Annotated in this window: 17 protein-coding genes; 10 read left to right on the top strand and 7 right to left on the bottom strand. The window is 74.3% G+C overall.

Annotated features, from left to right (window positions below):
• Window positions 1–71: 71 nt before the first annotated feature.
• Complete coding sequence (locus ABEB07_RS11580; RefSeq protein WP_176147408.1) at window positions 72–1,208, top strand: aryl-sulfate sulfotransferase; 1,137 nt, start codon at window positions 72–74, stop codon at window positions 1,206–1,208.
• 37 nt (window positions 1,209–1,245) lie between these two features.
• On the opposite strand, the gene ABEB07_RS11585 is transcribed toward ABEB07_RS11580, so the two are convergent.
• From ABEB07_RS11585 to ABEB07_RS11595, 3 genes are all read right to left on the bottom strand, one after another.
• Entirely contained in the window at window positions 1,246–2,208 is a 963-nt protein-coding gene (locus tag ABEB07_RS11585; protein WP_345668227.1) for an alpha/beta fold hydrolase, read from the bottom strand.
• A gap of 93 nt (window positions 2,209–2,301) precedes the next feature.
• On the bottom strand, window positions 2,302–3,984 hold the full coding sequence (locus tag ABEB07_RS11590; RefSeq protein ID WP_345668228.1) for a beta-1,3-glucanase family protein: 1,683 nt from the start codon (window positions 3,982–3,984) through the stop codon (window positions 2,302–2,304).
• Between the two features lie 205 nt (window positions 3,985–4,189).
• On the bottom strand, window positions 4,190–5,350 hold the full coding sequence (locus tag ABEB07_RS11595) for a S1 family peptidase (protein WP_345668230.1): 1,161 nt from the start codon (window positions 5,348–5,350) through the stop codon (window positions 4,190–4,192).
• A gap of 261 nt (window positions 5,351–5,611) precedes the next feature.
• Here ABEB07_RS11595 and ABEB07_RS11600 point away from each other — a divergent pair, with 261 nt between their 5' ends.
• The gene (locus ABEB07_RS11600; RefSeq protein ID WP_345668232.1) at window positions 5,612–8,887 is read left to right on the top strand and encodes a lectin; all 3,276 of its coding nucleotides are present in this window, start codon (window positions 5,612–5,614) and stop codon (window positions 8,885–8,887) included.
• Between the two features lie 61 nt (window positions 8,888–8,948).
• Here the strand turns inward: ABEB07_RS11600 and ABEB07_RS11605 are convergent, their stop codons facing one another.
• Window positions 8,949–11,318: a SpoIIE family protein phosphatase gene (locus ABEB07_RS11605; protein ID WP_345668234.1), complete on the bottom strand. Its 2,370-nt coding sequence runs from the start codon at window positions 11,316–11,318 to the stop codon at window positions 8,949–8,951.
• 241 nt (window positions 11,319–11,559) lie between these two features.
• On the opposite strand from ABEB07_RS11605, the gene ABEB07_RS11610 reads away from it, so the two are divergent.
• Window positions 11,560–12,138 (top strand): NADPH-dependent FMN reductase, encoded by a 579-nt coding sequence (locus ABEB07_RS11610; protein ID WP_345668236.1) that lies wholly within the window; start codon window positions 11,560–11,562, stop codon window positions 12,136–12,138.
• The gene (locus ABEB07_RS11615; RefSeq protein WP_345668238.1) at window positions 12,135–12,521 is read left to right on the top strand and encodes a winged helix-turn-helix transcriptional regulator; all 387 of its coding nucleotides are present in this window, start codon (window positions 12,135–12,137) and stop codon (window positions 12,519–12,521) included. The genes ABEB07_RS11610 and ABEB07_RS11615 overlap by 4 nt, the downstream gene beginning before the upstream one ends.
• A gap of 30 nt (window positions 12,522–12,551) precedes the next feature.
• On the opposite strand, the gene ABEB07_RS11620 is transcribed toward ABEB07_RS11615, so the two are convergent.
• Complete coding sequence (locus tag ABEB07_RS11620) at window positions 12,552–13,685, bottom strand: amidohydrolase family protein (RefSeq protein ID WP_345668240.1); 1,134 nt, start codon at window positions 13,683–13,685, stop codon at window positions 12,552–12,554.
• Window positions 13,682–14,374: a nuclear transport factor 2 family protein gene (locus tag ABEB07_RS11625; protein ID WP_345668242.1), complete on the bottom strand. Its 693-nt coding sequence runs from the start codon at window positions 14,372–14,374 to the stop codon at window positions 13,682–13,684. Before ABEB07_RS11625 ends, ABEB07_RS11620 begins: the two co-directional genes overlap by 4 nt.
• A gap of 81 nt (window positions 14,375–14,455) precedes the next feature.
• On the opposite strand from ABEB07_RS11625, the gene ABEB07_RS11630 reads away from it, so the two are divergent.
• A complete protein-coding gene (locus ABEB07_RS11630) occupies window positions 14,456–15,328 on the top strand; it encodes a LysR substrate-binding domain-containing protein (protein WP_345668244.1) in 873 nt (290 codons plus the stop codon).
• Between the two features lie 63 nt (window positions 15,329–15,391).
• Here ABEB07_RS11630 and ABEB07_RS11635 read toward each other — a convergent pair whose 3' ends face one another.
• Window positions 15,392–15,730, bottom strand: coding sequence for a helix-turn-helix domain-containing protein (locus tag ABEB07_RS11635; RefSeq protein ID WP_345668246.1), 339 nt, complete (start codon window positions 15,728–15,730; stop codon window positions 15,392–15,394).
• Window positions 15,731–16,169: 439 nt separating this feature from the next.
• On the opposite strand from ABEB07_RS11635, the gene ABEB07_RS11640 reads away from it, so the two are divergent.
• From ABEB07_RS11640 to ABEB07_RS11660, 5 genes are all read left to right on the top strand, one after another.
• Window positions 16,170–16,661: a peptidylprolyl isomerase gene (locus ABEB07_RS11640; protein ID WP_164588832.1), complete on the top strand. Its 492-nt coding sequence runs from the start codon at window positions 16,170–16,172 to the stop codon at window positions 16,659–16,661.
• A 753-nt stretch (window positions 16,662–17,414) separates the two neighbouring features.
• Window positions 17,415–18,755: an MFS transporter gene (locus tag ABEB07_RS11645; RefSeq protein ID WP_345668249.1), complete on the top strand. Its 1,341-nt coding sequence runs from the start codon at window positions 17,415–17,417 to the stop codon at window positions 18,753–18,755.
• A 76-nt stretch (window positions 18,756–18,831) separates the two neighbouring features.
• Window positions 18,832–20,121, top strand: coding sequence for a non-ribosomal peptide synthetase (locus ABEB07_RS11650; RefSeq protein ID WP_345668251.1), 1,290 nt, complete (start codon window positions 18,832–18,834; stop codon window positions 20,119–20,121).
• Between the two features lie 183 nt (window positions 20,122–20,304).
• Complete coding sequence (locus ABEB07_RS11655; protein WP_345668253.1) at window positions 20,305–23,520, top strand: non-ribosomal peptide synthetase; 3,216 nt, start codon at window positions 20,305–20,307, stop codon at window positions 23,518–23,520.
• Complete coding sequence (locus tag ABEB07_RS11660; RefSeq protein WP_345668255.1) at window positions 23,520–25,421, top strand: non-ribosomal peptide synthetase; 1,902 nt, start codon at window positions 23,520–23,522, stop codon at window positions 25,419–25,421. Before ABEB07_RS11655 ends, ABEB07_RS11660 begins: the two co-directional genes overlap by 1 nt.

A 25,421-nucleotide genomic window follows, 5' to 3' on the forward strand; every position in this document is an offset into this window, starting at 1 on the left:
CACCCCGACACACCCACCCGCTCACACCCGCCCGTACGCACCCGCACACCCGAAGGACACCCGGACACGTCATGACCACCACCCCCGTCGACCAGAACACCCTGCGCCGCCGCGGCACCGGCCTGCGCGCCCACGACCCCGCCCGCAGCTACGGCGGCCACACCCTCTACACCCCCATCGCCGGCGACGGCGAGGTCTATCTGATCGACAGCGACGGCGAGATCGCCCACGAATGGAAGCTCGCCCACCCGCCGGGCCGGCACGCCCACCTCCTGCCCGACGGCACCCTCTTCTACCAGGGCAAGCAGACGGACACGGAGCCGCTCTTCCCGATCTGGGACGTCTACCACGGCGGCATCCTCCAACTCGTCGCCCCCGACGGCTCGGTGCTGCGCGAGGCCCGCCACCCGTACCACCACCACGACGCGAGCCTGCTCGCCAACGGCAACCTGATCATCCTCGCCGTGGAACCGGTGCCCCCGGCCTTCGCCGCCCGCATCCCCGGCGGAATCCCGGGCTCGGAGGCCCCCGACGGACGGATCTGGGGCGACGTCGTCTACGAGATGACGTGGTCCGGCGAGATCGTCTGGCGCTGGGCGTCCTTCGAGCACCTGACGCCCGAGGAGACCCCGCTGAACCGCCACTTCGCCCGCGAGCACTGGCCGATGGCCAACACCGTCAACGAACTGCGCGACGGCAGCGTCATGGTCGGCTTCCGCAGCGCCTCGACCGCCGTCGTGATCGACCGTGCCACCTCCCGCGTCACCTGGCGCCTCGGCCCCGACGTGCTGGCCCAGCAGCACTACCCCCACGAACTCGACGGCGGGACCGTCCTGGTCTTCGACAACGGCTCCTACCGCGACGACACCTCGGTGCCGTACTCCAGGGTGATCGAGATCGACCGCGCGACGCGGGAGATCGTCTGGTCGTACGAGGACAACCCGCCGCAGAACTTCTACAGCCCGTACATGTCCAGCGCCCAGCGCCTGCCGAACGGCAACACCTTCGTCGCCGAGGGCTCCTTCGGCCGTCTCTTCGAGGTCACCCCCGACGGCGACGTGGTCTGGGAGTACGTCGTCCCGCAGTTCGGGGCCTTCGCGAACGGCACCGGCATGGAGTCCTCCCGGGGCGCCCAGAACGCGGTCTTCCGCGCCTACCGCTACGGCCCCGAGCACACCTCCTGGCTGGCCTCCGCCCGCAAGCGGTGATTCGAGAGGCCGGCGGGGCCGCCCCCGCCGGCACACCTCAACGGGACTGGCAGTCGCGGAGGAAGTCGAGGAGCGCCGCGGTCACCTCGGCCGGGCGCTCCTGCTGGGTCCAGTGCCCGCAGCCCGCGAGTTCGAGCGGCGGACGCCGCAGACCGGGCATGAGGCCGGGAAGCCGCTCGATGAGTTCGGGTGTGCCGGGGAAGGCGGGCACGAGATCGCGCTCGCCGTAGACGTACAGGGCCGGCGAGGTGACGACCGCGCCGGCCCACGGCGCGGTCAGCTCCCAGTTGCGGTCGAGGTTGCGGTACCAGTTGAGCGCGCCGGTGAAGCCGCCGGAGAAGCTCTCGGTGAGCGCGTCGAGATCGTCCTCGGTGAACCACTCCGGCAGCGTCTCGGGGTCGCGCATGGCCGCCAGCCAGCCCCGCTCCGGGTCGACCAGCGGCTGCTTGACCGGACCGGGGGCGTCGCCGGACGCCGCGTAGACGAACTTGCGCAGCCCGGTGCGCGGGTCCCGCGCGAACTCGGCGTCGGCGACCCCGGGACGGTTGAAGTAGTTCCAGTAGAAACGCCCGCCGAACGCCTTGTCCATGGCGGCCAGCGGCGGCTCCTTCCCCCGGAACGGCGGCGGCACGCTCAGTCCGGCCACTCCGAGCACCAGGTCCGGGCGCAGCAGCGCGGTGTGCCAGGCGACCGGCGCCCCCCAGTCGTGCCCGACGACGTACGCCTGCTCCTCGCCCAGGGCCCGGATCAGCCCGACGACGTCACCGACCAGGTGCAGGATGCTGTACGCCTCGACGTCGGCGGGATGGTCGCTGCGCCCGTAGCCCCGCTGGTCCGGGGCGACCACCCGGAACCCCGCCTCGGCCAGCGGACCGAACTGGTGGCGCCAGGAGCGCCAGGACTCGGGGAAGCCGTGCAGGAGCACGACCAGCGGGCCCTCGCCCTGCTCGGCGAGGTGCAACCGGACCCCGTTCACGTTGACCATGCGATGCTCGACCATGCACCGAGCGTACGCGCCGTCCGCGCCCGGCCCGGCCCACCCGCGGCGCCCTGTCCGGGAGCGGTCGCGGGCGGGCCGGGCGTCCGGCGGCGGTCAGCGGGCGAAGGTGAACCAGTTGACGTTGACGAACTCGGTGCCGCTCTCGGCGAAGGTCAGATACACGTCGTGCACGCCGGTCACCGACCGGGTGACGTTGGCCGGCACGGTGCGCCAGGTCTGCCAGCCGCCGGTGGAGCCGAGGTCGATCTCGGCGATCTGCGGTCCGGTGGCGCTGTCCACCCGTACCCGGATCGCGCCGCTGACACCGGCCGCCACCCCGGAGGCGACCCGGGCCGAGAACGTCGCCGGCGAGGTGCTGCCGAAGTCGACCGACGCGTACTTCAGCCAGTCCCCGGCGGCGAGGTAGCCCACGTCGCTGCCGCCGCCGGTGTCGGAGCACGCCTCGGTCTGCGTACCGCTCTGCGCGCTGTAGCTCTCCGCCTGGATGGTGGAGTACGCGCTCGTGCCGCCGCTCGGCGGTGGGGTCGTGCCGCCGCTGCCGGGGCCGAGGGTGATGGTCCAGGAGGCGGGAGTGGGGTCCTGGAGGTGCCCGTCGACCGGTGCGCTGCCGGTGGGGCCGACGTCGTCGTAGGGGAAGGCGTAGCCGATGGTCGCGTACTTGTGCACCAGCCGGGCGTAGTGGTTGGTGATCGACTCGGTGTAGTACTGGGCGGGTGTGACCCCGTTCGGCTGGTTGCCGCCGCCGGCGACCAGGAGGCTGGAGCGGTTGAGGGCGGCGGCCAGGCGTGCGGCGACGGCGGAACGGGCGTCGGCGCCGGAGTTGTACAGCGGTCCGCTCGCGCAGCCGAAGATGTCGGCGGCGGACGGCTTGGTGAAGGGCACCCCGTTGGTGTTGAGCCCGGCGAAGGTGAGCACGTCGCCGCTGACCGTCCCGGAGTACGCGCCGATCGAGCCCTGGCCGTCCACGGTGAGGGTGTGGGTGCGGTAGTAGTCCCACACCCGGTCCAGGTACGGCCGCCAGTACGAGCCGAAGTCCGCCGGCGCGTGCGAGGGCGCCAGCACGCGCAGCACCGTGCCCGCGGAGTCGGTCGCCACCAGCTGGTCCCAGGGCGCGCCGTCCGCCGCGTGCTGGGAGCGCAGCCCCGAGGCGATGGAGGCCAGCGCCCCGGAGGGCAGGGCCGGCACCGACTGGTTGCCGGCGGCGCCGGTGGTGGCCATCGAGACCGGCAGCGCCACCATGTCGACGTAGCTGATGTTGGCGTACAGGTTCGCCGCGTTGTAGGTGAACTCGCAGAACGTCCAGCTGGTGGTCCAGTTGGGGTCGGTGCTGGTGAAGCCGGGCTGCACCAGGCCGGGCACCCCGCCGTTGCCGCCCGGCGGGTTGACGAAGAACTGGATCTTGCGCCCGGTCGAGAACCAGACGCGTCCGCCGATCACGTAGCTGCTGAGCGGCACCCGCGTGGCCGCGGAACCCGAACCGCCCAGCGGGATCGCGTAGTCGGGCGCGGGTGTCAGCACCGAGGACGGACTCGGCAGCCGGTGGAAGACCCCGTCCGCCGTGACGAAGCCGGGCCAGCCGGAGGTGTCGGCGCCGGAGATGTAGGCGTAGACCGGCGCGGAGCCACCGGAGTTGTTGGCGAGCGAGATCGGGAGCGACGCGGCGGCGGCCAGGGCACTCGTCCGGGAGCGGGCGGTGGCGGTGCCGGCGGCGGTCAGGGGGAGGGCGGCGGCAGCGGTGGCCGCCGCGGTGGCGAGAAGGGCACGACGGGAGAGCACGACGGGCTCCTGGGGGTGTGGGGGCGGTGCGGGGGAGAGGGGGAGGGGCAGAGGGGGAGGGGGGACACCACTATTGGACTGCACCAATGAGCGGGTCAAGAGGTGTGCGTAAGGCGGGAGTTGACGCCCGACCGGCGGGATGCCCGGATCGCGTCGGCCGTCCTGGGAGTGACGGCCGGCGCGAGCGGGAGTCCGTGCGGTCACCTCATGCGGTGTGCAGGGTGAGGCCGTAGCGGCTCAGGATCTCGTTGATCGGCTGGTACCAGGTCTCGCCTCCGCTGCTGCAATTGCCCCAGCCGCCGGAGGTGACGCCCTGCGCCTGGTCGCCGCTGATGAACGAGCCGCCGGAGTCGCCGGGTTCGGCGCAGACGTTGGTCTTCGTCATCTGGTGGACGGCGCCCTGGCTGTAGTTGACGGTCTCGTTCTTGGCGAGGACGGTGCCGCAGTGCCAGTGCGAGGTCGAGCCCGAGCGGCAGATGGAGGCGCCGACGGGCGCCTCGGCCGAGCCGCGCACCAGTTGGTCGGAGACGGTTCCCCAGCCGAGTACGACGGGCACGGTCCACCAGCCGCTGCCGACGTTGACCCAGGCGTAGTCGTTATCTGGAAACGACGACCCCTGGAAGTTGCCGATGTACGTGTGGTCCCAGCCGCTGACGGCGGCGCCGGGCTGGGCGCAGTGGCCGGCGGTGACGAAGCCGCCGTACACGGAGAAGCCTATGGAGCAGCGCACGTTGCCCGTGTAGTAGGGGTCGCCGCCGACCGTGCCGGCCGAGAGGGTGCGAGGGGTGGCGTCGGTCCGGCCCACGGTGACCGGGCCCGCCTCGAGGGCGCGGTCCACGAAGGCTTTGACATCGTTGTCGTCCTGGTGGGCGGCGACCACGTCGACGGTGACGGAGTTGGACCGGGCGTCCACGTGCCAGCCGGCCACTCCGGCGGGCGCGCGCAGGGCGTCGACGCGTCGCATGGCCGCGTTCAGCTCCTGCTCGCTGTGCCGGACGAGGCTGACGCGGGCGCCGGTCGCCTCGACGGCCTTCCGGTCGCCGGTGCGGGTGAGGGCCACGACGAGCTTTCCGCTCGACGCGTCGAACCACGAACCGCCGTACGCGTCGCCGGCCGCGCGCTCGGCGCGGGTCTCCACCGTGCGGGCCGTCGTCTCGGCGGCGAGCCGGTCGACCGCCTCGCTCCGGGTGAGGCCGAAGTCGCGCTGCATGGCCGTCAGCAGACCGTCGGACGCTGCGGCCTGACGGGTGGAGGCGGCGGACGATGTGGACGCGTCGTCGGCGGACGCCTGGGCGAGCCCGGCGGACGCGGCGGTCAGGAGCAGGCCGGCGGACAGCACCGCGCGGAGAACCGTTCTGTGTCTCAAGGGAGTTGCCTCTCGTCGATCCGGAGGTCGGTGGGGGTGCGAAGGCAGGGGCTGAGAGCGCTCTCACGGTCTGGCGCGTTTCACGGTAGCGCCGTCGTGTTGGCAGGTCCATACCAAGCTCCAAGTGGTCTCGTTCCCCGGCCCATTGACGCGCCTCCGCCCCCTCACTAACTTCGACGCGAGCGCTCTCCCCCTTGGCCCGCCGTGCCGACAACGTTGTCAAGCGCGGTCCTGCCACACCCCCCTGAAGGAGAGAAGGCCATGCGCCTGTCCGTGTCCGCCCTGCCCACGCGAGCCAGACCCTTACGTGGCCGGAGCCGTTCCCGCCGCACCCGGAGCCGCGCCCTCATCACGGCCGTCGGCACCGTCACCGCACTCGCCTGCCTCACCACCCTGCCGGCCCAGGCCACCCCCGCCACGCCCGCGCTCACACCCGCCGCGAGGACGTCCGCCGCCCCGGTCGCCGATCCGGCCTCCCTCGTCAACCCCTTCATCGGCACCTCGAACGCCGCCGACGACTTCCCCGGCGCCGACGTGCCGTTCGGCATGGTCCAGTGGAGCCCGGACACCCCCTCGCGGCCCGACGGCGGCGGCTACGAGTACAAGGACTCCTCGATCACCGGGTTCAGCCTGACCCACATCGCGGGACCCGGCTGCGGCGCGGCCGGGGACGTGCCCGTCCTGCCCACGGTCGGCGCGGTGGACACCGGGGCCGCCGACGCGTTCGCGCACAGCTCCGAGTCCGCGACGGCCGGCTCCTACAAGGTCGGCCTCGCCAACGGCGTGACCACCGAGCTGACCGCGACGACCCGCAGCGGCATGGCCCGCTTCACCTTCCCGGCGAGCACCCGCTCCAACCTGGTGTTCAAGCTCACCGGCAGCCAGAGCACGGCGAGCGCCACCACGTTCACCAAGGTGTCGGCCACCGAGGTGAGCGGCCAGGTCACCAGCGGGCACTTCTGCGGCGCGGGCAACACCTACACCGTCTACTTCGACATGGTCTTCGACCGCCCCTTCACCGGCCAGGGCACCGCCGCCGCCCCCGCCGCCAAGGCCCCGTCCACGACGCCGCGCGCCTCCAAGAACGCCGCCGAACCGCCCAACTCCCCCCGCCTGCACGGCGCGGCGCCCAAGTCCTCCACGCCCAAGACCCGTACAAGCGATACCCGTACGCCCAAGAAGGCCGCCGCACCGCAGGCCGCGGCCTCCAGCGGCTACGTCACCTTCGACACCACGGCCAACCCGGTCGTCCAGGCCAAGGTCGGCGTCTCCTACGTGTCCCAGGCCGGCGCGGTCGCCAACCGCACCGCCGAGAACGCCGGCTGGGACTTCGCCGCCACCCGTGACGCAGCCAAGAGCGCCTGGAACACGCTGCTGGGCCGGGCCCGCGTCTCGGGCGGCACGGCCGACCAGCAGACGCAGTTCTACACCGCGCTCTACCACTCCCTGCTGCACCCGAACGTCATCAGCGACACCGACGGCCGCTACCCCGGCTTCGACGGCGCCGTCCACACCGTGGACGCGGGCCACAAGGCGGTCTACGCCAACTACTCGGGCTGGGACGTCTACCGCACCCAGTCGCAGCTGGAAGCGCTGATCGCCCCGCAGGCCGCCTCCGACACCGCCCAGTCGATGCTGGACGACTACGCGCAGACCGGCCGGTTCCCCAAGTGGTCGGAGAACAACGGGGAGTCGTACGTCATGGTCGGCGACCCGGGCGCCGCGATGATCGCCGACTTCTACGCGTTCGGCGCGCGCGACTTCGACACCGCCACCGCCCTGAAGGACATGATCGCCGAGGCGAGCAAGGCCAACAACAACCGCCCCGGACTGCCCTACCTGAACGCGCCGGGCTACCTGCCGCACGACGGCAGCTACGGCTGCTGCAACTTCTACGGCCCCGTCGCCACCACCCTGGAGTACGACACCGCCGACTTCGCGCTCTCCGCGTTCGCCGGCGCGCTCGGCGACGGCGCCACCCAGCGCACCTACGCCCACCGCGCGCAGGACTGGCGCAACGTGCTGAACCCGGCCTCCGGGTTCGTCCAGCCGCGTAACGCCGACGGCGGCTGGACCGGCGGCTTCGACCCGACCAGCGGCACCGACATGGTCGAGGCCGACTCGTGGATCTACACCGGCATGGTGCCCTTCGACGTGGCCGGACTCGCCGCCGCCAAGGGCGGCAACACGGCCATGAACCACTACCTGGACACCGTGCTGCGCAGCTACACCGGCGACAAGGGGTACGCCTGGGTCGGCAACGAGCCCAGCATCGAACTGCCCTGGGAGTACGACTACACCGGCCAGCCCTACAAGACGCAGGCGACCGTGCGGCACATCCAGGACCAGATCTGGGCGAACACACCCGGCGGCCTTGCCGACGGCAACGACGACCTCGGCGCGATGAGCGCCTGGTACGTGTGGTCCGCGCTCGGCATGTACCCGATGACACCGGGAACCTCCGACCTGGCCCTGGGCTCCCCGCTGTTCCCGCAGGCCGCCCTGACCCTGCCGTCCGGCAAGACGCTGACCGTAGTCGGCGACGGCGCCGCCGACAACGCCCCCTACGTGCAGTCCGCGACGTTCAACGGCTCGCCCTGGAACAACGCCTACGCCCCCGCCGCCGCCCTCACCGCGGGCGGCACCCTCGGCTACACGCTGGGCGCCACCGCCAACACGAGCTGGGCCACCGGCCCCGACCAGGCACCGCCCTCCTACGGCGGCGACCTCGGCACACCCGTCCGGCCGCGCGTCGGCCCCGTCACCTCCGGGGTCTCGGCCGCCCTGTGCGTCGACGCCGCCGACTCCGGCACCGCCGACGGCACCCACGCCCAGATCTGGAGCTGCAACGGCAGCTACGCCCAGGACTGGGTGATCGCCGCCGACGGCACGATCCGCACCCTCGGCAAGTGCCTGGACGCCGCCGACAGCGGCACCGCCAACGGCACGCACGTGCAGTTGTGGACGTGCAACGGCAGCGGAGCCCAGCAGTGGACGCCCGGCGCGGGCGGCTCACTCGTCAACCCGCACTCCACGCTGTGCCTGGACGACCCGGCCGGCTCCACCACGAACGGCGCCCAACTCCAGCTCTACACCTGCAACGGGTCCGCGGCGCAGACGTGGAAGCTCCCGGCCGCGCCGCCCGCCCGCACCGGCGTCGTCACCTCGGGTGTCTCCTCCTCCCTGTGCCTGGACGACCAGTCCTCGGGAACCGGCAACGGCAACCCGGTCCAGCTGTGGGGCTGCGACGGCACACCCGCCCAGAGCTGGACGCTCGCGGCGGACGGCACGTTCCGGGTGCTGGGCGCCTGCCTGGACGCCGCCAACAGCGGCACCGCCGACGGCACACCCGTCCAGCTCTACGCCTGCAACGGCACCGGCGCCCAGCAGTGGCAGGCCACTGCCTCCGGCCAACTGATCAACACCCACTCCGGCCTGTGCCTGGACGACCCGAACTCCAGCACGGTGGAGGGCACCCGGGTGCAGCTGTACACCTGCAACGGGAGCAGCGCCCAGAAGTGGCAACTGCCCTCCTGAACCACCCGGTCACGGCACCGGCGGACCCCTCGCACACGGGTGGGTCCGCCGGTGCGGCCGGTCAGCCGGGCAGGGCCAGTTCGGCCCAGATGGTCTTGCCCGAGTGGCCGTAGCGGCTGCCCCACCGGGTGCTGAGCTGGGCGACGAGGAACAGGCCGCGGCCGCCCTCGTCGGCCACGGAGGCGCGGCGCAGCCGGGGCTGGGTGTTGCTCGGGTCGCTGACCTCGCACACCAGGACGTCGCCGCGGATCAGCCGGAGACCGATCGGCCCGCCCGCGTAACGGATCGCGTTGGTGACCAGTTCGCTGACGATCAGCTCGACGGTGAAGTCGAGGTCCGCGAGCCCCCACCGGGCGAGCCGGCCGGCGGCAGCGGCCCGGGCCTCGGCGACGGTCTCGGGGTCGGCCGGGAACTCCCACTGGGCGATGGCGTCCGGCGGCAGCGGCCGGACGCGGGCCAGCAGCAGCGCCGTGTCGTCGGCCGCCGGAACACCCACCTGCTCGGTCAGGGCGCGGCCGGCCGCCGCCAAGGAGCACCCGGACCGGCGGAGGGCGGTGATGCGGTCGGCCAGGTGGAGCACGGCCGCGTCGATGTCGTCGTCCGGCCGGCTGAGCAGGCCGTCGGTGTAGAGGGCGAGCCAGCTGTCGGCGGGCACGCGGACGGTGACCGGTTCGAAGGGCAGCCCGCCGACGCCCAGCGGCGGACCGGGCAGGACCGGCAGGGGGCGGCCGACGCCGTCCGGGCCGGTCATGATGGGCGGCGGATGTCCGGCGCTGGCCACCGTGCACTGCTCCGTGACCGGGTCGTAGAGCGCGACCAGGCAGGTGGCGCCCACCGCGTCGCGATCCGCCGGCGCGGCCTCCGCGGCGAGCCGGGCGACCAACTCGTCCAGGCGGGTGAGCAGTTCGTCCGGGGACAGCTCCAGGTCGGCGAGCGTCTGCACGGCGGTGCGCAGCCGTCCCATGGTGGCCGCGGCGTGCAGGCCGTGTCCGATCACGTCCCCGACGACCATGGCCACCCGCAGCGAGGGCAGCGGGACGGCGTCGAACCAGTCCCCGCCGATCTCCGCGCCGCCGGCCGCCGGCAGGTACCCGCCGACGGTCTCCAGGGCCGGGCCGCGCGTGTTCGCCGCGGGCAGCAGCCGGTGTTGCAGGGCCACGGCGGCGCGGTGCTCGCGGGTGTAGCGGCGCGCGTTGTCCATGCTGAGCGCGGAGTGCGCGGCGATCTCGGTGAGCAGGTCGGCGTCCTGCTGGTCGAAGGGGTCCGCGCCGTCGGTGCGCCAGGCGGTGATGAAGCCGAGGATGAGACCGCGGGCGAACATGGGCGCGATGACGAAGGAGTGGCCGCCCTCGGGGATGAGGTCCGCGCTCATCAGCGGGACGCCCGCCACGCCCCGGTCGACCGTGGCGCGGTCGATGATGACCGTGCGCCCTTCCTGGAGGAGGCGCAGTTGCGGCTGGTCCGGGAACGGCGGGATCGCGGACCCGGGCCGCACCATCCCCGCCGCGCGGTCGCCGGTCGCCTGAAGGGCCAGCCGGCACAAGTGGAGGTCGCCGCCGCCGACGGCCTTGGGCGGCTCGTCGCCGGTCAGGACGGCTTCGGCGAGGTCGACCGCCGCCACGTCCGCGAGACCGGGCACCAGCACCTCGGCGATGTCCTCGGCGGCGTCCCGCACCGCCAGGGAGCGGCCGATGCAGACGGCGGCCCGGTGCCGCAGTCGCAGCCGGCGGGCGGCGAGCCACTGCGCGGTGGCGTCCGTCAGCAGCGCGACGACCCCGCGGGGCCGGCCGGCGCGGTCGGTGAGGCGGAGGGCGGTCACCGAGAGCGAGCGTTCCCGCACCGGGGGCAGCACGGTGCGCACATGCTGTTCGGCGGCCACCTGCGGCACCCCCGTCTCCAGCACGGTACGCAGTCTCGCCTCGGCGGCGGCCGCGTCCGGGGCCTCCATCACCTCGGCCAGCCGGGTGCCCAGGGGCGGCGCCGGGACGTCCTCCGAGGGCAGGTTGGTGCGCAGCAGGGTCAGGTCCGCGTCGCGCAGGACGAGCCCGACCTGGTCCTGGGCCAGCAGGGCGCGCAGCAGCGCCGCTCCCTGCTCGGCCTCCTGCGCGCGGTCGGCGGGGACGACGAGCAGCAGCCGCAGCGCGGCGCCCTCCAGGGGCAGGACGCGGCAGTGGACGGGGACGGTGTGACCGCGGGCGTGCCGCATCAGGGCCGGCCACTCGGGCGTGGGGGAGCCCGGGGCGAGCGAGCCGTCCGGCGTCTGGGCGAACAGCCGTTCCACGGGGTGGCCGCGGACCTCCTCGAAGGACCGGCCCAGCAGCTCCGCCGCGGCGCGGGACCAGTGGACGACCGCGCCCCGGTCGTCGATCAGGGCGACCGCGACGTCCGTCAGGACGCCGTCGGCGTCGTCCCGCGTGCGGCGACTGGTCATATGCGTCCCTACTGCCCGAACAAGGCAATGAATGACCCCATTATGTGCTCCGGTGCGGATTCATGACGGTTGCCGGGGCGCGTCCTGCGCGAAGTGTCGCGTGCGAAGGCGCCCGCCTCGGCCGTGCGGCGAACGCCCGGACGCCGCCCGGACGTCGCGTCGGGCTGCGTACTAAGGATTGCTTATCAGCTCATCTTTCCTTATGGTGATCGTCATCGCATAGGAAAGGCGGACGTCGAACGTGAGCAAGCTGGAAATCATCGTCGCGAGCACCCGGCCCGGACGCATAGGCCCGAGCGTGGCGCGGTGGATCGAGGCGGAGGCCGTGGCGCACGCGGGATTCGCCGAGGTCGAGGTGGTGGACCTCGCGGAGGTGGACCTCCCCTTCATGAACGAACCCCACCACCCGCGGCTCGGCCGCTACACCCACCAGCACACCCGGGACTGGAGCGCCAAGGTCGCCGAGGCGGACGCCTTCGTGTTCGTCATGCCGGAGTACAACTACGGCTACAACGCCGAACTCAAGAACGCGATCGACTACCTCCACAACGAGTGGAAGTACAAGCCGGTGGGCCTGGTCAGCTACGGCGGCGTGTCCGCGGGGACGCGCGCGGCCCAGATGATCAAGCAGGTGGTCACCACGCTGAAGATGACCCCCGTCTTCGAGGCCGTCTCCATCCCCTTCGTGCAGCAGTTCCTCGACGACGACAAGCGGCTGACGCCCAACGACGTCATGACCGGCTCGGCCAAGGCGATGCTGGACGAACTGGCGCGCGTCACCGACGCCCTGCGCTCGCTGCGCGCACCGGCCGGTACGTGACCCCCGCCCCGCCGCCCCGGGACGGGGACGTCCCGACGCCGCCGGACGGGGACGTCCACCCGGTGTGCACGCGCTTCCACACCGCGATCGAGATGATCGGCACCCGGTGGACCGGCGCCATCCTGCGCGCCCTGTTCACGGACCAGCACCGGTACGCGCAGATCAAGGCCGCCATCCCCGGGATGAGCGACACGATGCTGGCCCAGCGGCTGCGCGAACTCCAGCGCGACGGCCTGGTCGAGCGCCACGTGCTGCCCACCACGCCTGTCCAGGTGGAGTACCGCCTGACCCGCAAGGGACGCGAGCTGGAACCGGTCCTGGACGCGATCATCGCCTGGTCGCACACCTGGGTCCCGCTGCCGGGCGCGGACCGGGACGGCTGACACCGGCGGCGGAGGCGCGGGCACCGGCGGTCAGAGCCGTTCCGGTCCGGCCTGGGCCACCGCGTCCACGGCCCGGCCGGCCGTCCAGACGGCGCGGACGCGGCGGGTCGCGTGGACGCGGGACAGCGGATCGCCGGTGACGAGCAGCAGATCGGCGCGCAGACCGGGCCGGATACGCCCGCGGTCGGACAGGCCGAACGCGTCGGCCGCCGCGCCGGTCGCCGACCGCAGCGCCTCGGCCGGACTCAGCCCGGCCTCGACCAGCAGACCCAGCTCGTCGTGCAGGCTGCTGCCGTGCGGCACGGCGGCGGGCACCCCGGGTGCGTCGTTGGCGTCGGTCCCGGCCACGACGACGGCGCCGGCGCGACGCAGCGCCGTGACCGTGTCGCGGGCGTGGTCGTAGGAGAGGGCGGGGACCGCGAGGTTGTGCGCGGTGCCGCGCATCATGGTCAGCGTCGGCACGACGACGATGCCGGCGTCGGCCACGGACCGTACGAGATCCGGGTCGGGCACCGCGTCGAGCGGGGCGTGGGTGAGGACGTCCACACCGGCCCGTACCCCGAGTGCGAAGGCGCCGGTGGAACTGGCGTGCGCCACCACCCGCAGCCCGGCGGCGTGCGCCGCCTCGACCGCGGCGGCGGCCGTCTCGGGCGAGGGCCCGCCGGCCCCCGGCCGTTCGAGGATCAGCTTGACGTAGTCCGCGCCCTCGGCGACCCGGGCGGCGACGCGCCGACGGGCCTGCTCCGGCGTCTCGATCAGGTCCGCGGCGGGAAAACCCGGGATCCGGGCGTGCGTTCCGCCGGTGCCGGCGAGCGGGGTGCCGGCGCTGCGGAGGTCCGCGCCGTGGCCGGCCGCGCGCAGCTCCGCGACGAACCGCGGCGGCCAGGTCCCCATGTGGAGCGCGGTGGTCACCCCGAACCGGGCGAGCGTCGACAGTTCCTCGGGGTCGAGGAAGTGCACGTGCGCGTCGATCAGTCCGGGCAGCAGCGTGCCGCCGGCGCCGTCGACGCGCACCCCGGCCGGCCGGGCGGCGCCCGTCGGGAGGACGCCGGTGATCCCGGACGCGTCGAAGGACACGTCGAACCGGCCGGCCGGAGCGTCGGTCCCGTCGAACACGGCGACGTCGGTGACGGTGGTCGCGGTGGTGGCGGCGGCGGTCGTCATGCGTCGCCCCGCCCGTCCTGTCCGCCCCGCCTGTCCTGTCCGCCTCGCGCGTCCTGTCCGCCTCGCGCGTCCTGTCCGCCCCGCGCGTCCTGTCCGTCCAGCCAGGCGAAGGCCGAGCGCTTGATCTCCCGCTCCAGGTCGTCGCCCCGGGTGGCGAAGACCCGGCGTACGGGGAAGCCGCTCTTGTCGAGCAGGTACGCCAGGGCGCCGTACTCGCGCGGGTGCGCGGCCAGCGTCTCCTGGTCGATCGGCACGACGCCGGCCGGGAAGGTGAAGGAGGCGAAGTCGTACACGCTCTTGCGGTCCAGGATGCGCCAGACGCCGTCGCGCCGTTCGAGCCGGTCGATGAACCGGTTGTGCCCGGTGCAGCCGAGCCCGAGCCGGGTGTTCTCGCCGACGATCACGGCGTTGGTCTCGGCGACCGCGCGGGCGCCGTCGGCGGCGAAGGCGACGACGGGCGCCGTGATCAGGTGCTTGGTGCGGAAGTCGGAGCCGCCCATCCGCGCCGAGGCGTCGACGAATTCATGGGCCGGGCCCTCGAACCAGGTGATCTCGACGCGCGCGTCGGGATGGAACAGCTCGCGGAGCCGGTCCCACTGGCCGAGGTCGCGGTGGATCCATCCGGTCATCAGGTCGGCGATGTCCTGGCGGTCCTGCGGGGTGGGCGTCGTCGTGTGCGGTGGGGTCATGCCACCCAGTCTCCGCCGGAGCCATCGATAGATCCAATGGATTGATACGATGAATCGATCGCTTCCACCGATCGGAGCAGTATGGAACTGCGGCATCTGCGCTACTTCACGGCGGTCGCCGAGGAGCGCCACTTCGGGCGCGCGGCGGCGCGGCTGCACGTCACGCAGTCGACGCTGAGCACCCAGGTGCAGGCGCTGGAACGGGAGGTCGGCGGCCCGGTGTTCGTCCGGACCAGCCGCCGGGTCGAGCTGACCGAGGCGGGCGAACTGCTGCTGGCCGAGGCGCGGCGCACCCTGGCCCAGGCCGACCGGGCGCTGAGCGTGGCCCGGCGGTCGGTCAGCGGCGAGATCGGCGCGGTGCGGATCGGCTTCACCGGCGTCGCCGTGCTGGAAGGCGTCCTCACCGCGGATCTGCGCCGCTTCCACCGGGCCCGCCCCGAGGTGGAACTGAGCCTGACCGAGCTGCCGCCCGCCGCGCAGGTCGAGGGCGTGCGCGAGGGCGCCCTCGACATCGGTTACAGCCCCGGCGTCGGTCTCGACGGCGTGCGCGACCTCACGGTGATCCGCCGCGCGCGGACCTCGCTGTCGGTCGCCGTCCGCCACGACCATCCGCTGGCCGCCCGCGCGGCGGTGACGGAGGACGATCTCGCGGACGAGGACCTCATCGTGTTCGCCGCCGACGAGGACGACGAGACTGTCCTCGCCCGGCTCCGGGCGGCCCCCGGCGTGCGCCGGGCGCGCCTTCGCCCGGTGGCCGGCACCCTCGGTGTCCTCGCCCTCGCCGCGGCCGGGGCGGGGGTGGCCGTCGTGCCCACCGCCACGGAACGCGTCACGCTGCCGGACCTCGCCTACCGGCCGCTGCGCGGCACGCTCGCCGGAGTCGACGTCGTGACCATCAGCAGACCCGACGAACTGTCCGGTCCGGTCCGCGCGTTCCTCGCCCGTCCCGCGTGAGCGACGCGGCCGGACAGCGACGCCGGGCGCGGCTGAACCGGTCGCCGCGTCTCCGGCCCCCCGTCAGGTGGCCTGCTGTTGCCCGCCGCCGTGGCCGCGCAGGCGCTCGTTGATGCGCTGCGCCTCTTCGAGCTGGTCCTCCAGGACCACGATGCGACAGGCCGCCTCGACGGAGGTGCCCCGGTCGACGAGCTCGCGGGCGCGGGCGGCGATGCGCAACTGGTAGCGGGAGTAGCGGCGGTGGCCGCCTTCGGAGCGCAAGGGGGTGATCAGGCGGTGCTCGCCGAGGGCGCGGAGGAAGGCCGGGGTGGTGCCGATCATCTCGGCGGCGCGGCCCATGGTGTAGGCGGGATAGTCGTCGTCATCGAGCGGGTCTACGGGGCGGGTACTGCGAGAGGGCATAGACCTCTTCTTCCGGGGCGGACGCGTCGGGGGGCCCGGGCGCCGTACCGGCACCCGGGCCCCGAGCCTGCAACACCATCTACCGGCCGATGCCGGTCTTCTTCGTCCGCGGACTCCGCCCGGACGGGCGGGGCTGCGGGGATCGCGGATGCGTGACCGGGGACCACCTTCCAATCCGGGGTCTGCGGTACCCGGGCGGACTCGTCCTCGCCCGGGCGATCCTGATGGCGTTCCGCTCCTTACCTCGTTCGCTTCGTCTTCCTGAGTACGAGAGAAAGGCTAACCCCAACTCGGGGAAATATCTACTCCTGGCGAGACAGTTTTTCTCCCGGGCGGGCGAGGGACTTCTGCCGTGGCGGCACGCGGGGGCCGCGGGGTGAGGGTGATCACGTGCACGTCTATGCCCGGAAGCGAGCCGGGCGCTGAATAGGATGACCCCATGACCACAGTGCTGCTGAACACCTCCGCCGGTGACATCACCCTCGAACTCGACGAGACCAAGGCCCCCAAGACGGTGGCCAACTTCGTGGACTACGTGAGGGCCGGCCACTACACCGACACCGTCTTCCACCGGGTGATCCCGAACTTCATGATCCAGGGGGGCGGTCTGACCGCGGACATGTCCCAGAAGCCGGCGCCGAACCGGGTGGAGAACGAGGCCAAGAACGGTCTGCGCAACGAGAAGTACACGGTGGCCATGGCGCGCACCAGCGACCCCCACTCGGCGAGCGCGCAGTTCTTCATCAACACGAGCGACAACGGTTTCCTGAACTACCCGGGCCAGGACGGCTGGGGTTACGCGGTGTTCGGGAAGGTCGTGGCGGGCGCCGACGTGGTGGACGCCATCGGGGCCGTGCCCACCACGTCCCGGGGCGGTCACCGCGACGTGCCGAAGGAGGCCGTGACGATCCTGTCCGCCCAGGTCGTCTGAGGCGGCTTCGCCCTCCACCCGGCGTCCGCGGAGGCGGCGGGGAGCCAGTGCTCCCCGCCGCCTCGGCCGTTCCGGGGCTGAGGACGGGTACTCCTGCGCGGCCGCGCCGACCGCGACACGCTGCCCCCATGACGGACACCCCCGCCGCCACCGAGACCCCGCCGTCCCTGGGCGCACCGCATCCCCCGCGGCGCCGATCTCGCCCCCGCGATCCCGCTGTTCCTGCGGACGGCCCTGCCGGCGGGCGCGGCGCTGGTGGCCGCGCAGCATGACTGGGACCAGGCCCACACCCCGCGGCCGGGATGCGTCCGCTACAGCGCGAACTGCTGAGACCGCCCGGCGAGGCGCGCAAGACCGCTCGGCGAGGTGCACAAGGCTGCCCGGCGAGGCGCGCAAGACCGCCCGGCGAGGCGCGCACGGCCTCGTGATCCGGTCTCCGAGGCGGTGCGGAGGCGTTCCATAGCTGGCGGAATGATCTGTTCCGGTGCCGATGTGATCATGAGTGCTCGTTTTCGGTCAGGATGGCTTCGGTCGCTCCGGGTGTGCGGTGGGCACTCCTCCCGGCCGCCCCCTCTCCCGTGCCCCCGCGCCCGCGCCCGTCCGGCGGCGCCCGGCGAGAGGCAGTCATTCATGCGGACGTACCGCAGATATGCCGGAGGTTTTCCTGACTTGGCCTCACTCGGGCGTAAGAATCGACCGAAAGTGACTGGAGTGCTTTGACTCCCGATCGGTCGGTCGGTGAGGGTCGTTCACATGTCCGTCACATCCCGAGCCGCCTCCGGTGGCCCGCTGCGCCTGCGCGACTTCCGGCTGCTGCTCGCGGGAGCCGCCGCCGGGCAGCTCGGCGCCCAGGTCACGCTGGTGGCCCTGCCCCTCGTGGCCGTCCTCGAACTCGACGCCTCCGCCTTCCAGGTGGGCCTGCTCACCGCCGCCGAGACCGCCGCCTTCCTGCTGGTCGGACTGCCCGCCGGCGCGCTCACCGACCGGATGCGCAAACGCCCCCTGATGATCCGCGCGGACCTGGTGCGCGCCGTCGCCATGGCGAGCATCCCCGCCGCCGCGCTCGCCGACGCCCTGACGATGACCCAGCTCTACGCCGTCGCGCTCGTCACCGGCGTGGCGACCGTGTTCTTCGACGTCGCCCACCAGAGCTACCTGCCGCAGATCCTGCCCCGCGACCAACTGGTGGCCGGCAACGGAGCGCTGGAGACGGTCCGTTCCACCGCCCAGGTGACCGGCCCCGGGCTCGGCGGCGGACTCGTCCAGCTCGTCGGCGCCCACCTCGCCGTCGTCACGGACGCGTTCGGCTACGCCCTCTCCGCGCTCTTCCTCCTGCGCGTCCGACAGCCCGAGCCGGTGCCCGAGCCCAGCGCGGGCGCCTCCCTGCGCAAGGAGATCGGCGAGGGCGTCCGCTTCGTCGTCGGCCACCCGCTGCTGCGCGTCATCGCCCTCACCACCGCCCTCGCCAACCTCTGCGCCGCCGTCCTCATGGCGACGCAGACCGTCCACCTCGTCCGCGTCGTCGGACTGAAGCCCGGCGCGCTCGGACTCGTGCTGTCGGCGTCGGCCGTCGGAGGACTCCTGGGCGCCCTGTGCGCCGGACGGCTCGCCGCCCGCCTGGGCCAGGCCCGCGTCATCCTCCTGTCCGTCCTGGTGACCGGCCCGTTCGCCGTACTGTGGCCGCTGTCCGGACACGGCGCCCTCGGCGCGGTCCTGTTCGCCACCGGCTCGGCGGTCCTCGCCTTCGGCGGCGTCGTCTACAACGTCGCCCAGGTCAGCTTCCGCCAGGGGCTGTGCCCGCCACGGCTGCTCGGCCGGATGAACGCCACCCTGCGCTTCCTCATGTGGGGCACCCTGCCGCTCGGCGCGCTCCTCGGCGGCGCCCTCGCCGAGACCTACGGGCCGCGCACCGCCCTCGCCTGGTGCGCCGCCGGCTTCCTCGCCGTACCCGTGCCCCTGCTGCTGTCGCCGCTGCGCCGGATGCGCGACCTGCCGCAGCCGCCGGAGCGCCCGGCGGACGCCGCCCACGACGCACCGCGGCCGGACGCCGCCGCCGACGACGGCGAACCCGCCGCGCCCGCGACCGCCGGCTGAACCCCCGCACGGCCGCGCCGGCCCGGACCCGGCGCGCGTCCCGCCCACCGCGGCCACGAACGACAGAGAGGCCCCCGTGCCCAGCATCACGAGCCAGTACCTGGACCGCTACCGGCGGCTGACCGCCGACGACGGCGCCGACGCCCTGCTGCCGGTCACCGGCGCACAGCGCCGCTTCGTACTGGTGCGGGCCCTGGACCCGTCCGGACGCCCCGACCTGGTGCCGATGTTCTTCGCCTTCCCGTACGGCACCGTCGACCTCGCCCGCCTGCGGGCGGCGGCCCGCCGGCTCGCCGCCCGGCACACCGCCCTGCGCTCCCGGCCCACCGTCGTCCGCGGCGCCCCCGTCCTGCGCGTCGGCGACCCGGACGTTCCCGTCACCCGCCCGGCCGCCGCACCGGGCGAGCGGCCCGCCGACACGCTCCGCCGCGCGCTGGCCTCCTGGGACCCGCAGGGCCCGCCGCTGCGGCTGTTCCTCGTCCGCGACGACGCCGCCCGGACGGAGGACGTCCTCGCCGTCGTCCTCGACCACGCCGTGTGCGACGGCCGCTCGCTGGCCCGGATCGTCGAGGAACTCGGCGCCGCCTACGCCGAGGACGTCACCGACGGCGCGGCCGACGCCGAGGAGACGGCGGCCGAACTCGCCGCCTACCGGCACGCTGTCCTCGGCCAACTCGCCGCCGAGGAACGGGCGGACACCTCCGACGCGGCCGCCTACTGGGCGCACCGGCTGCGCGCCGTACGGACGCGGGCCCCGTCGCCGCGTCCGGACCGCACCCCCGCCGGCGCCCTCCCGACCGGCGCGGCCGAGGCCCGGCTGCCCGCACACCAGGACGGCGTCCCCTTCCCCGCCCTGCTCGACGCCTGCCGCTCGGCGGCCCGCGCGCTGCACGGACCGGGCCACACCGTCCCGCTCGGCTACCCCTGGGGCGGCCGTCCCGCCGACGCCGAGCCGGTCGTCGGCTGCTTCCTCAACACCGTCGTCTTCCCGGCCGACACCGGCCGGGAGCAGCCGGACCCCGAGGCGACCGCCGACGCCTGGTGGGACGACCTCGACCGGGCCGACACCCCCTTCGACGCGGTCGTGACCGCCGTACGCGCCACCGGCTCCGGCTGGACCGGCGGCCTGGACGGACTGCTGACCGTGGACGACGACAGCCGCCGCCCGGTCCTCGGGCTGGCCGGCGTCGAGGGCCGGGAGGTCCACGTCGACGGCAGAGCGGTCCGCGCGCCCTTCGCCGTCTCCGTCACCCAGGGCGCGGACATCCGGCTGCGGATGGTGTGGGACCGCGCGGTCCACGACGACGACACCGCGCACCACGCCTTCGACGCGCTCACCCGCGCCCTGCACCCGCCCCGCCCGTAACCCGCAATCCGCGACCCGCACCGCCCGTGATCCACATCCGCGGGCCCGGACCACCGCACCCACCCGCCACCCGGACCACCGCACCGCGTCCCCGCGTGACCCGCGGCGCCGCACCGCAGACCACCGCCGGACACCACCGTGACCGGCGCCGGACCACCGACCCGACGACCTCAGGGATCGCCCATGCTTCCGCTCTCCTCCTCGCAGGAGATCGTCTGGCTGCACGAGCAGATGCAGCCCGGCAGCCGCGCCTACAACTTCACCGCCGCACTGGACCTCTGGGGCGACCTCGACCCCGAGGCGCTGCGCGCGGGACTCACCGCCACCCTGGCCCGCCACCCCGGCCTGCGGCTCGAACTCGTCGCCCGCGAGAGCTCGGTGCCGGGACAGCGGGTCGCGCCGCACTGCCTTCCCAGGCTGTGCACCGCCGACCTCAGCGGGGAGGAGGACCCCGAGGCGGCCTACGCCCGGCTGCTGCGCACCGAGGCCGAGACACCGCTCGACACCTTCGAGGCGCCGCTGATCCGCTGGACGCTCGTGCGGCTCGCCGAGCGCCACCACCGGCTGGTCCACGTGGAGCACCACCTCATCCACGACGGGCACTCCTTCGCGATCCTGCTCGACGACGTCTTCCGCGTCTACCGCGCCCACGTCCTCGGCGAAGACCTCCGGCTCCCGCCCGCCCCGTCCTACGCCGACCACGTGCGGGCCCGCGCCGAAGCCGCGTACACACCCGAGTCCCTCGACTTCTGGCACACCGAACTGCGCGACCAGCCCCACGACCTGCCGCTGCCCGGCCTCGCCCGGCCCGGCGCCCACCGCAGGCACCACGGCGGCCAGTTGCGGCAGACGATCGGCGCCGACCTCGCCGAACGGCTGCGCGCCCACACCCGCGCCCGCGGCCTCACCCCCTTCGCCACCCTCCTCGGCCTGTTCGCCGAACTGCTGCGCCGGCACAGCGGCCGCTCCCGGATGACCATCGGCACCGCCGTCGGCAACCGGCCCCGCGGCTACGAGGACGCCGTCGGCATGTTCGTCAACACGATCCCGCTGCCGCTCGCCCTGGACGCCGCCGCCCCCGCCCAGGACGCCATGGACGAGGTCACCGACACCCTCATCCGCGCCCTGCCGCACCAGGACGTGCCGGTCCAGGAGCTGACCCGGGCCCTGGGCGCGCACACCTCCGGCGCCGACAACCCGCTGTTCTCCGTCATGTTCAGCGCCCACGACGCACCGCTGCCCGAGATCGACGTACCCGGCCTCGACATCACCCTGTTCGAGGGGTTCAACACCGGCACCACCCGCTTCGACCTGGACGTGGTGCTGCTGCCGGACGACCGGCGCGGCGTCACCCCGCGCCACGGCGCGCCCGGCATGACCCTGGTCTGGGACTACGACGCCGACCTCTTCGGCGAGGACGTGGCCCGGCTGCTCGCCGGCCGCTTCCTCGACCTGCTGCGCGCCTACCTCGACGCCCCCGAGACCGCACTCGCCGACCTGGCGCCCGCCGCCGCGCAACCGGCCGCCGTCCAGCCCGCCGCCGAACCGGCGCCCCTCCCGGCCGACCGCGATCCGCTGGACCCGGTGGCCGCCCACCACCCGTCGCTGCCCGCCCTGCTGCACGGCGCGCGCCGCCTCACCTACGGCGAACTCGACCAGCGCGTCGGCGCGTTGGCGCAGCGGCTGCGCGCCGCGGGGGTGTCCGCCGGGCAGCCGGTGGCCGTCGTCCTGCCCCGGGGGACGGACTCGGTCGTCGCCCTGCTGGCCTGCCTGCGCACCGGCGCCGTCTACTGCCCGCTGTCCCCGTCCGACCCGCCCGCCCGGCTCGCCCTGCTGCTGGAACGGCTCGCCCCGGCCCTCGTCCTGACCGGCGACGGCGCCCCGGACCTGCCGGACACCCTGCCGACCGCCCGCGCCGACGCCCCCGAGCTGCCCCGCGCCCGCGCCGCCGCCGTACTGCCCGGCGCCACCTACGTCATCCACACCTCCGGCTCCACCGGCACACCCAAGCCGGTCGCCGTGGGCCGTGCGGCGCTGGAGCACCATCTGACCGCGACCGCCGACCGGTTCGGGCTCACCACCGCCGACCGGGTCCTGATGTTCGCCCAGCCGTCCTTCGACGTGGCCCTGGAGGAGGTGCTGCCCACCCTCCACTCCGGCGCGTGCCTCGTCCTGCCCGAGCACGAGGTGCCCACCGGCCGGGAACTGGCCGTTCTGCTCGCCGCCGCCCGGGTCACCGTCGCCAACCTGCCCACCAGTTACCTCCTCGCCACCCGCGAGGACCTGCGGCCCGCCCTGCGCGACGGGAGCTGGACGCCGAGACTGCTGGTCCTGGGCGGCGAACGCCTGCCCGCCGAGGCCCTGCGCGGCCTCCTCGCCGACACCGACGCCACCGTCCTCAACGTGTACGGCGTCACCGAGGCGGCCATCAGCTCCACCGTCCACGAGATCTCCCGCGCCGCCCTCGCCGACGGCGCCGAGATCCCGCTCGGCACCGAACTGCCCGGCGAGCGCGTCCACGTCTTGGACGACCACCGCCGGCCGCTGCCCGACGGCGCCGTGGGCGAACTCGCCCTCGCCGGGCCCGGACTCGCCGAGGGGTACGCGGGCAACGCGGGGGCGACGGCCGCCCGGTTCGTCACGGTGGACGCGCTCGGCGGCGAGCGCGTCTACCTCACCGGCGACCTCGGCTACCGCGGCCTGGACGGCCTGCTGTACTTCCTGGGGCGGCGTGACCACCAGATCAAGCTGCGCGGTCACCGCATCGAGCTGGAGGAGATCGAGGCGGCGGCGTCCGCGGCGCTCGGCGGCCGGTCCTGCGCCGTCGTACTGGACCGGGAGGGCCCCGGCGGGCCCCGGCTCGTCGGCTTCACCGAGGAGGACGGCGACCGGCCCGAGCGGCTCGACGAGCGGGCGCTGCACGCCGAGTTGAGCCGCCGTCTGCCCGGCCCGCTGGTGCCCGCCCGGTGGGCGCGGCTGGACGCCATGCCGACCCTGCCCGGCGGCAAACCCGACCGTGCGGCGCTGACCCGCCGCGCCGCCGCGCTCGACCCCGTGACCGACCCCGTGACCGACCCCGTGACCGACACGGTGAACGAGAGCACGGCCGCGTCCGAGGGCGAGCACGCCCCAGAGCCGCAGGCCGCGCCCGGCGCCGACGACCCGATGGCGGCGCTGCTCGCGGAGGGCTGGCGCACGGTCCTCGGCCACAGCCGCTTCGACGCCCGTTCGCACTTCTTCCGCAGCGGCGGCCACTCCCTGCTCGCCGCCGAGCTCGCGGCCTGGCTGGAACCCCGGCTGGGCGCCCGCCCGCCGCTGAAGGTCCTCTTCCGCAACCCCGTGCTCGCCGACCAGGCCGGCGCCCTCGCCGCCACCGCCACCCCGACGACGGAGTCGTGATGACCGCCCAGTCCCCGCCCCTGCCCGACACCGCCGCCGACACGCCGAGCGTCGCCCACGGCCCCGCCGCCGCGCCGACCGCCGTCCTCGCCCGCTTCGAGGAGTGGGTCCGGCGCACCCCCGACGCCCCCGCCGTGCTCGACGGAGCGCGGACCTGGACGTACCGGGACCTCGACACCGCCGCCACGGACCTGGCCGCCGCCCTCGGCGACCGGGTACGGCCCGGGGACCTGGTCGGCGTCTGCCTGGACCGCTCCGCCGCCCTCGTGGTCACCGCCGTCGCACTGGCCCGGACCGGCGCCGTCTACCTGCCGCTCGGCCCCCGCCCCGGCGAGCGCCGCACCCAGGCCGTCACCGAGGACCTCGACGTCGCCTGCCTGATCGGCGACCCCGCCGTCCTGCCCGCGAGCCACCGGACGGGGGAGCGGCTGCCGCTGCCCCTGCCCACCGAAGGGGTCAACGCCCCCGCCGCCGCGGTCGCGGCCTTCGCCGCCGGCCGCGGGACGCGCCGCGCGCCCGAGGGCGCCCTGTACGCCGTCCTCACCTCCGGGTCCACCGGACGGCCCAAGGCGGTCGCGGTGGCCGAGGCGTCGCTGTCCGTCGCCCTCGACTGGTACCGGGCGGCGACCGGCCTGGCGCCCGGCGACCGCCAGTCGCTGCTCATCGGGGTCGCCTTCGATCCGCACCTGCTGGAGCTGTGGGCCGGACTGACCTCCGGCGCCGCTCTCGTCCCGGCCCCCGACGACGTCCGCTGGGACGCGCACGTGCTCACCGACTGGTGGCGGGAGGCCGCGGTCACCGTGTCGGTGGCGGCCACCCCCACCGTGGAACCGCTCCTGGACCGGCCCTGGCCGCCCGGCCTGCGCCTGCGGCACCTCGTCGTCGGCGGCGACCGGATGCGCCGCCGCCCCGGGCCCGACGTCACCGCCACCGTCCACAACGCCTACGGCCCCGCCGAGGCCACCGTCCTCGCCACCGCGTACGCCATGCGCGGCGACGACGCGCGGGCGGGCGAGACGGCCCCGCCGCCCATCGGCGACCCGCTGCCCGGCGTCACCGTCGTCGTCACGGACGAGGACGGCCGGCCCGTCGCTCGCGGCCAGGACGGCGAACTGCGCGTCGGCGGCCACTGCCTGGCCCTCGGCTACCTCGACCCCGAGCTGACCGCGCGCCGGTTCACCGCTCCGCCCGAGGACGCGGCGCCGCCCGGCGTCGACCGCCTCTACCGCACCGGCGACCGGGTGCGGATGAACGCCGACGGCACCCTGGAGTTCCTGGGCCGGCTGGACGACCAGGTCAAGATCAGCGGGGTGCGGATCGAACCGGCCGAGGTGGAGGCCGCGTTCGAGCAGGACGACCGGGTGCGCAGCGCCGTCGTCACCGTGCTGCGCGACGCCTCCGGCCACGCCCGCCTCGTCGCCCACGTGCGGCCCGCCGACGGCGCCCGGCCCGAGACCGGTGACCTGCTGGCCGCGGTCCGCGCCTGGCTGCCCGAGCAGGCCGTCCCCGGCGCCGTACGGCTGGTCGACGGCTACCCCCTCGACGCCAACGGCAAGGTCGACCGCGCCGCCCTCGCGGACCAGGCCACCGCCTCCGTCGCCCCAGGAGACGCCACCGCCGCCACCGGGGACGACCTCGCCGACGCCACGCCCACCCAGCGGCTCGTCCTGACGGCCGCCCGCGACCTCCTCGGCCGGTCGGCCACCGCCCTCGGCGACAACTTCACCGACGCGGGCGGCACCTCCGTGGTCGCCGCCCGGCTGCTGGCGGCCGTCGAACGCGAGACGGGCGTACGCCCGCGCGCCCACCACCTCCTGCGCAGCACCGACCTGCGGGCCTTCGCCGCCCTCCTGGACACCCTCCTCGAACAGCGCCGGACCCCGCGACCGGAAGGAGCCTGA

The organism is Streptomyces similanensis, from assembly GCF_039543625.1.
Classification (GTDB): Bacteria; Actinomycetota; Actinomycetes; order Streptomycetales; family Streptomycetaceae; genus Streptomyces; species Streptomyces similanensis.

Coding starts and splice junctions, on each gene's coding strand:
- ABEB07_RS11580 (WP_176147408.1), top strand. CDS start 72: ATGACCACCACCCCCGTCGACCAGAACACCCTGCGCCGCCGCGGCACC.
- ABEB07_RS11585 (WP_345668227.1), bottom strand. CDS start 2,208: ATGGTCGAGCATCGCATGGTCAACGTGAACGGGGTCCGGTTGCACCTC.
- ABEB07_RS11600 (WP_345668232.1), top strand. CDS start 5,612: ATGCGCCTGTCCGTGTCCGCCCTGCCCACGCGAGCCAGACCCTTACGT.
- ABEB07_RS11605 (WP_345668234.1), bottom strand. CDS start 11,318: ATGACCAGTCGCCGCACGCGGGACGACGCCGACGGCGTCCTGACGGAC.
- ABEB07_RS11620 (WP_345668240.1), bottom strand. CDS start 13,685: ATGACGACCGCCGCCGCCACCACCGCGACCACCGTCACCGACGTCGCC.
- ABEB07_RS11625 (WP_345668242.1), bottom strand. CDS start 14,374: ATGACCCCACCGCACACGACGACGCCCACCCCGCAGGACCGCCAGGAC.
- ABEB07_RS11630 (WP_345668244.1), top strand. CDS start 14,456: ATGGAACTGCGGCATCTGCGCTACTTCACGGCGGTCGCCGAGGAGCGC.
- ABEB07_RS11635 (WP_345668246.1), bottom strand. CDS start 15,730: ATGCCCTCTCGCAGTACCCGCCCCGTAGACCCGCTCGATGACGACGAC.
- ABEB07_RS11640 (WP_164588832.1), top strand. CDS start 16,170: ATGACCACAGTGCTGCTGAACACCTCCGCCGGTGACATCACCCTCGAA.
- ABEB07_RS11645 (WP_345668249.1), top strand. CDS start 17,415: ATGTCCGTCACATCCCGAGCCGCCTCCGGTGGCCCGCTGCGCCTGCGC.
- ABEB07_RS11655 (WP_345668253.1), top strand. CDS start 20,305: ATGCTTCCGCTCTCCTCCTCGCAGGAGATCGTCTGGCTGCACGAGCAG.
- ABEB07_RS11660 (WP_345668255.1), top strand. CDS start 23,520: ATGACCGCCCAGTCCCCGCCCCTGCCCGACACCGCCGCCGACACGCCG.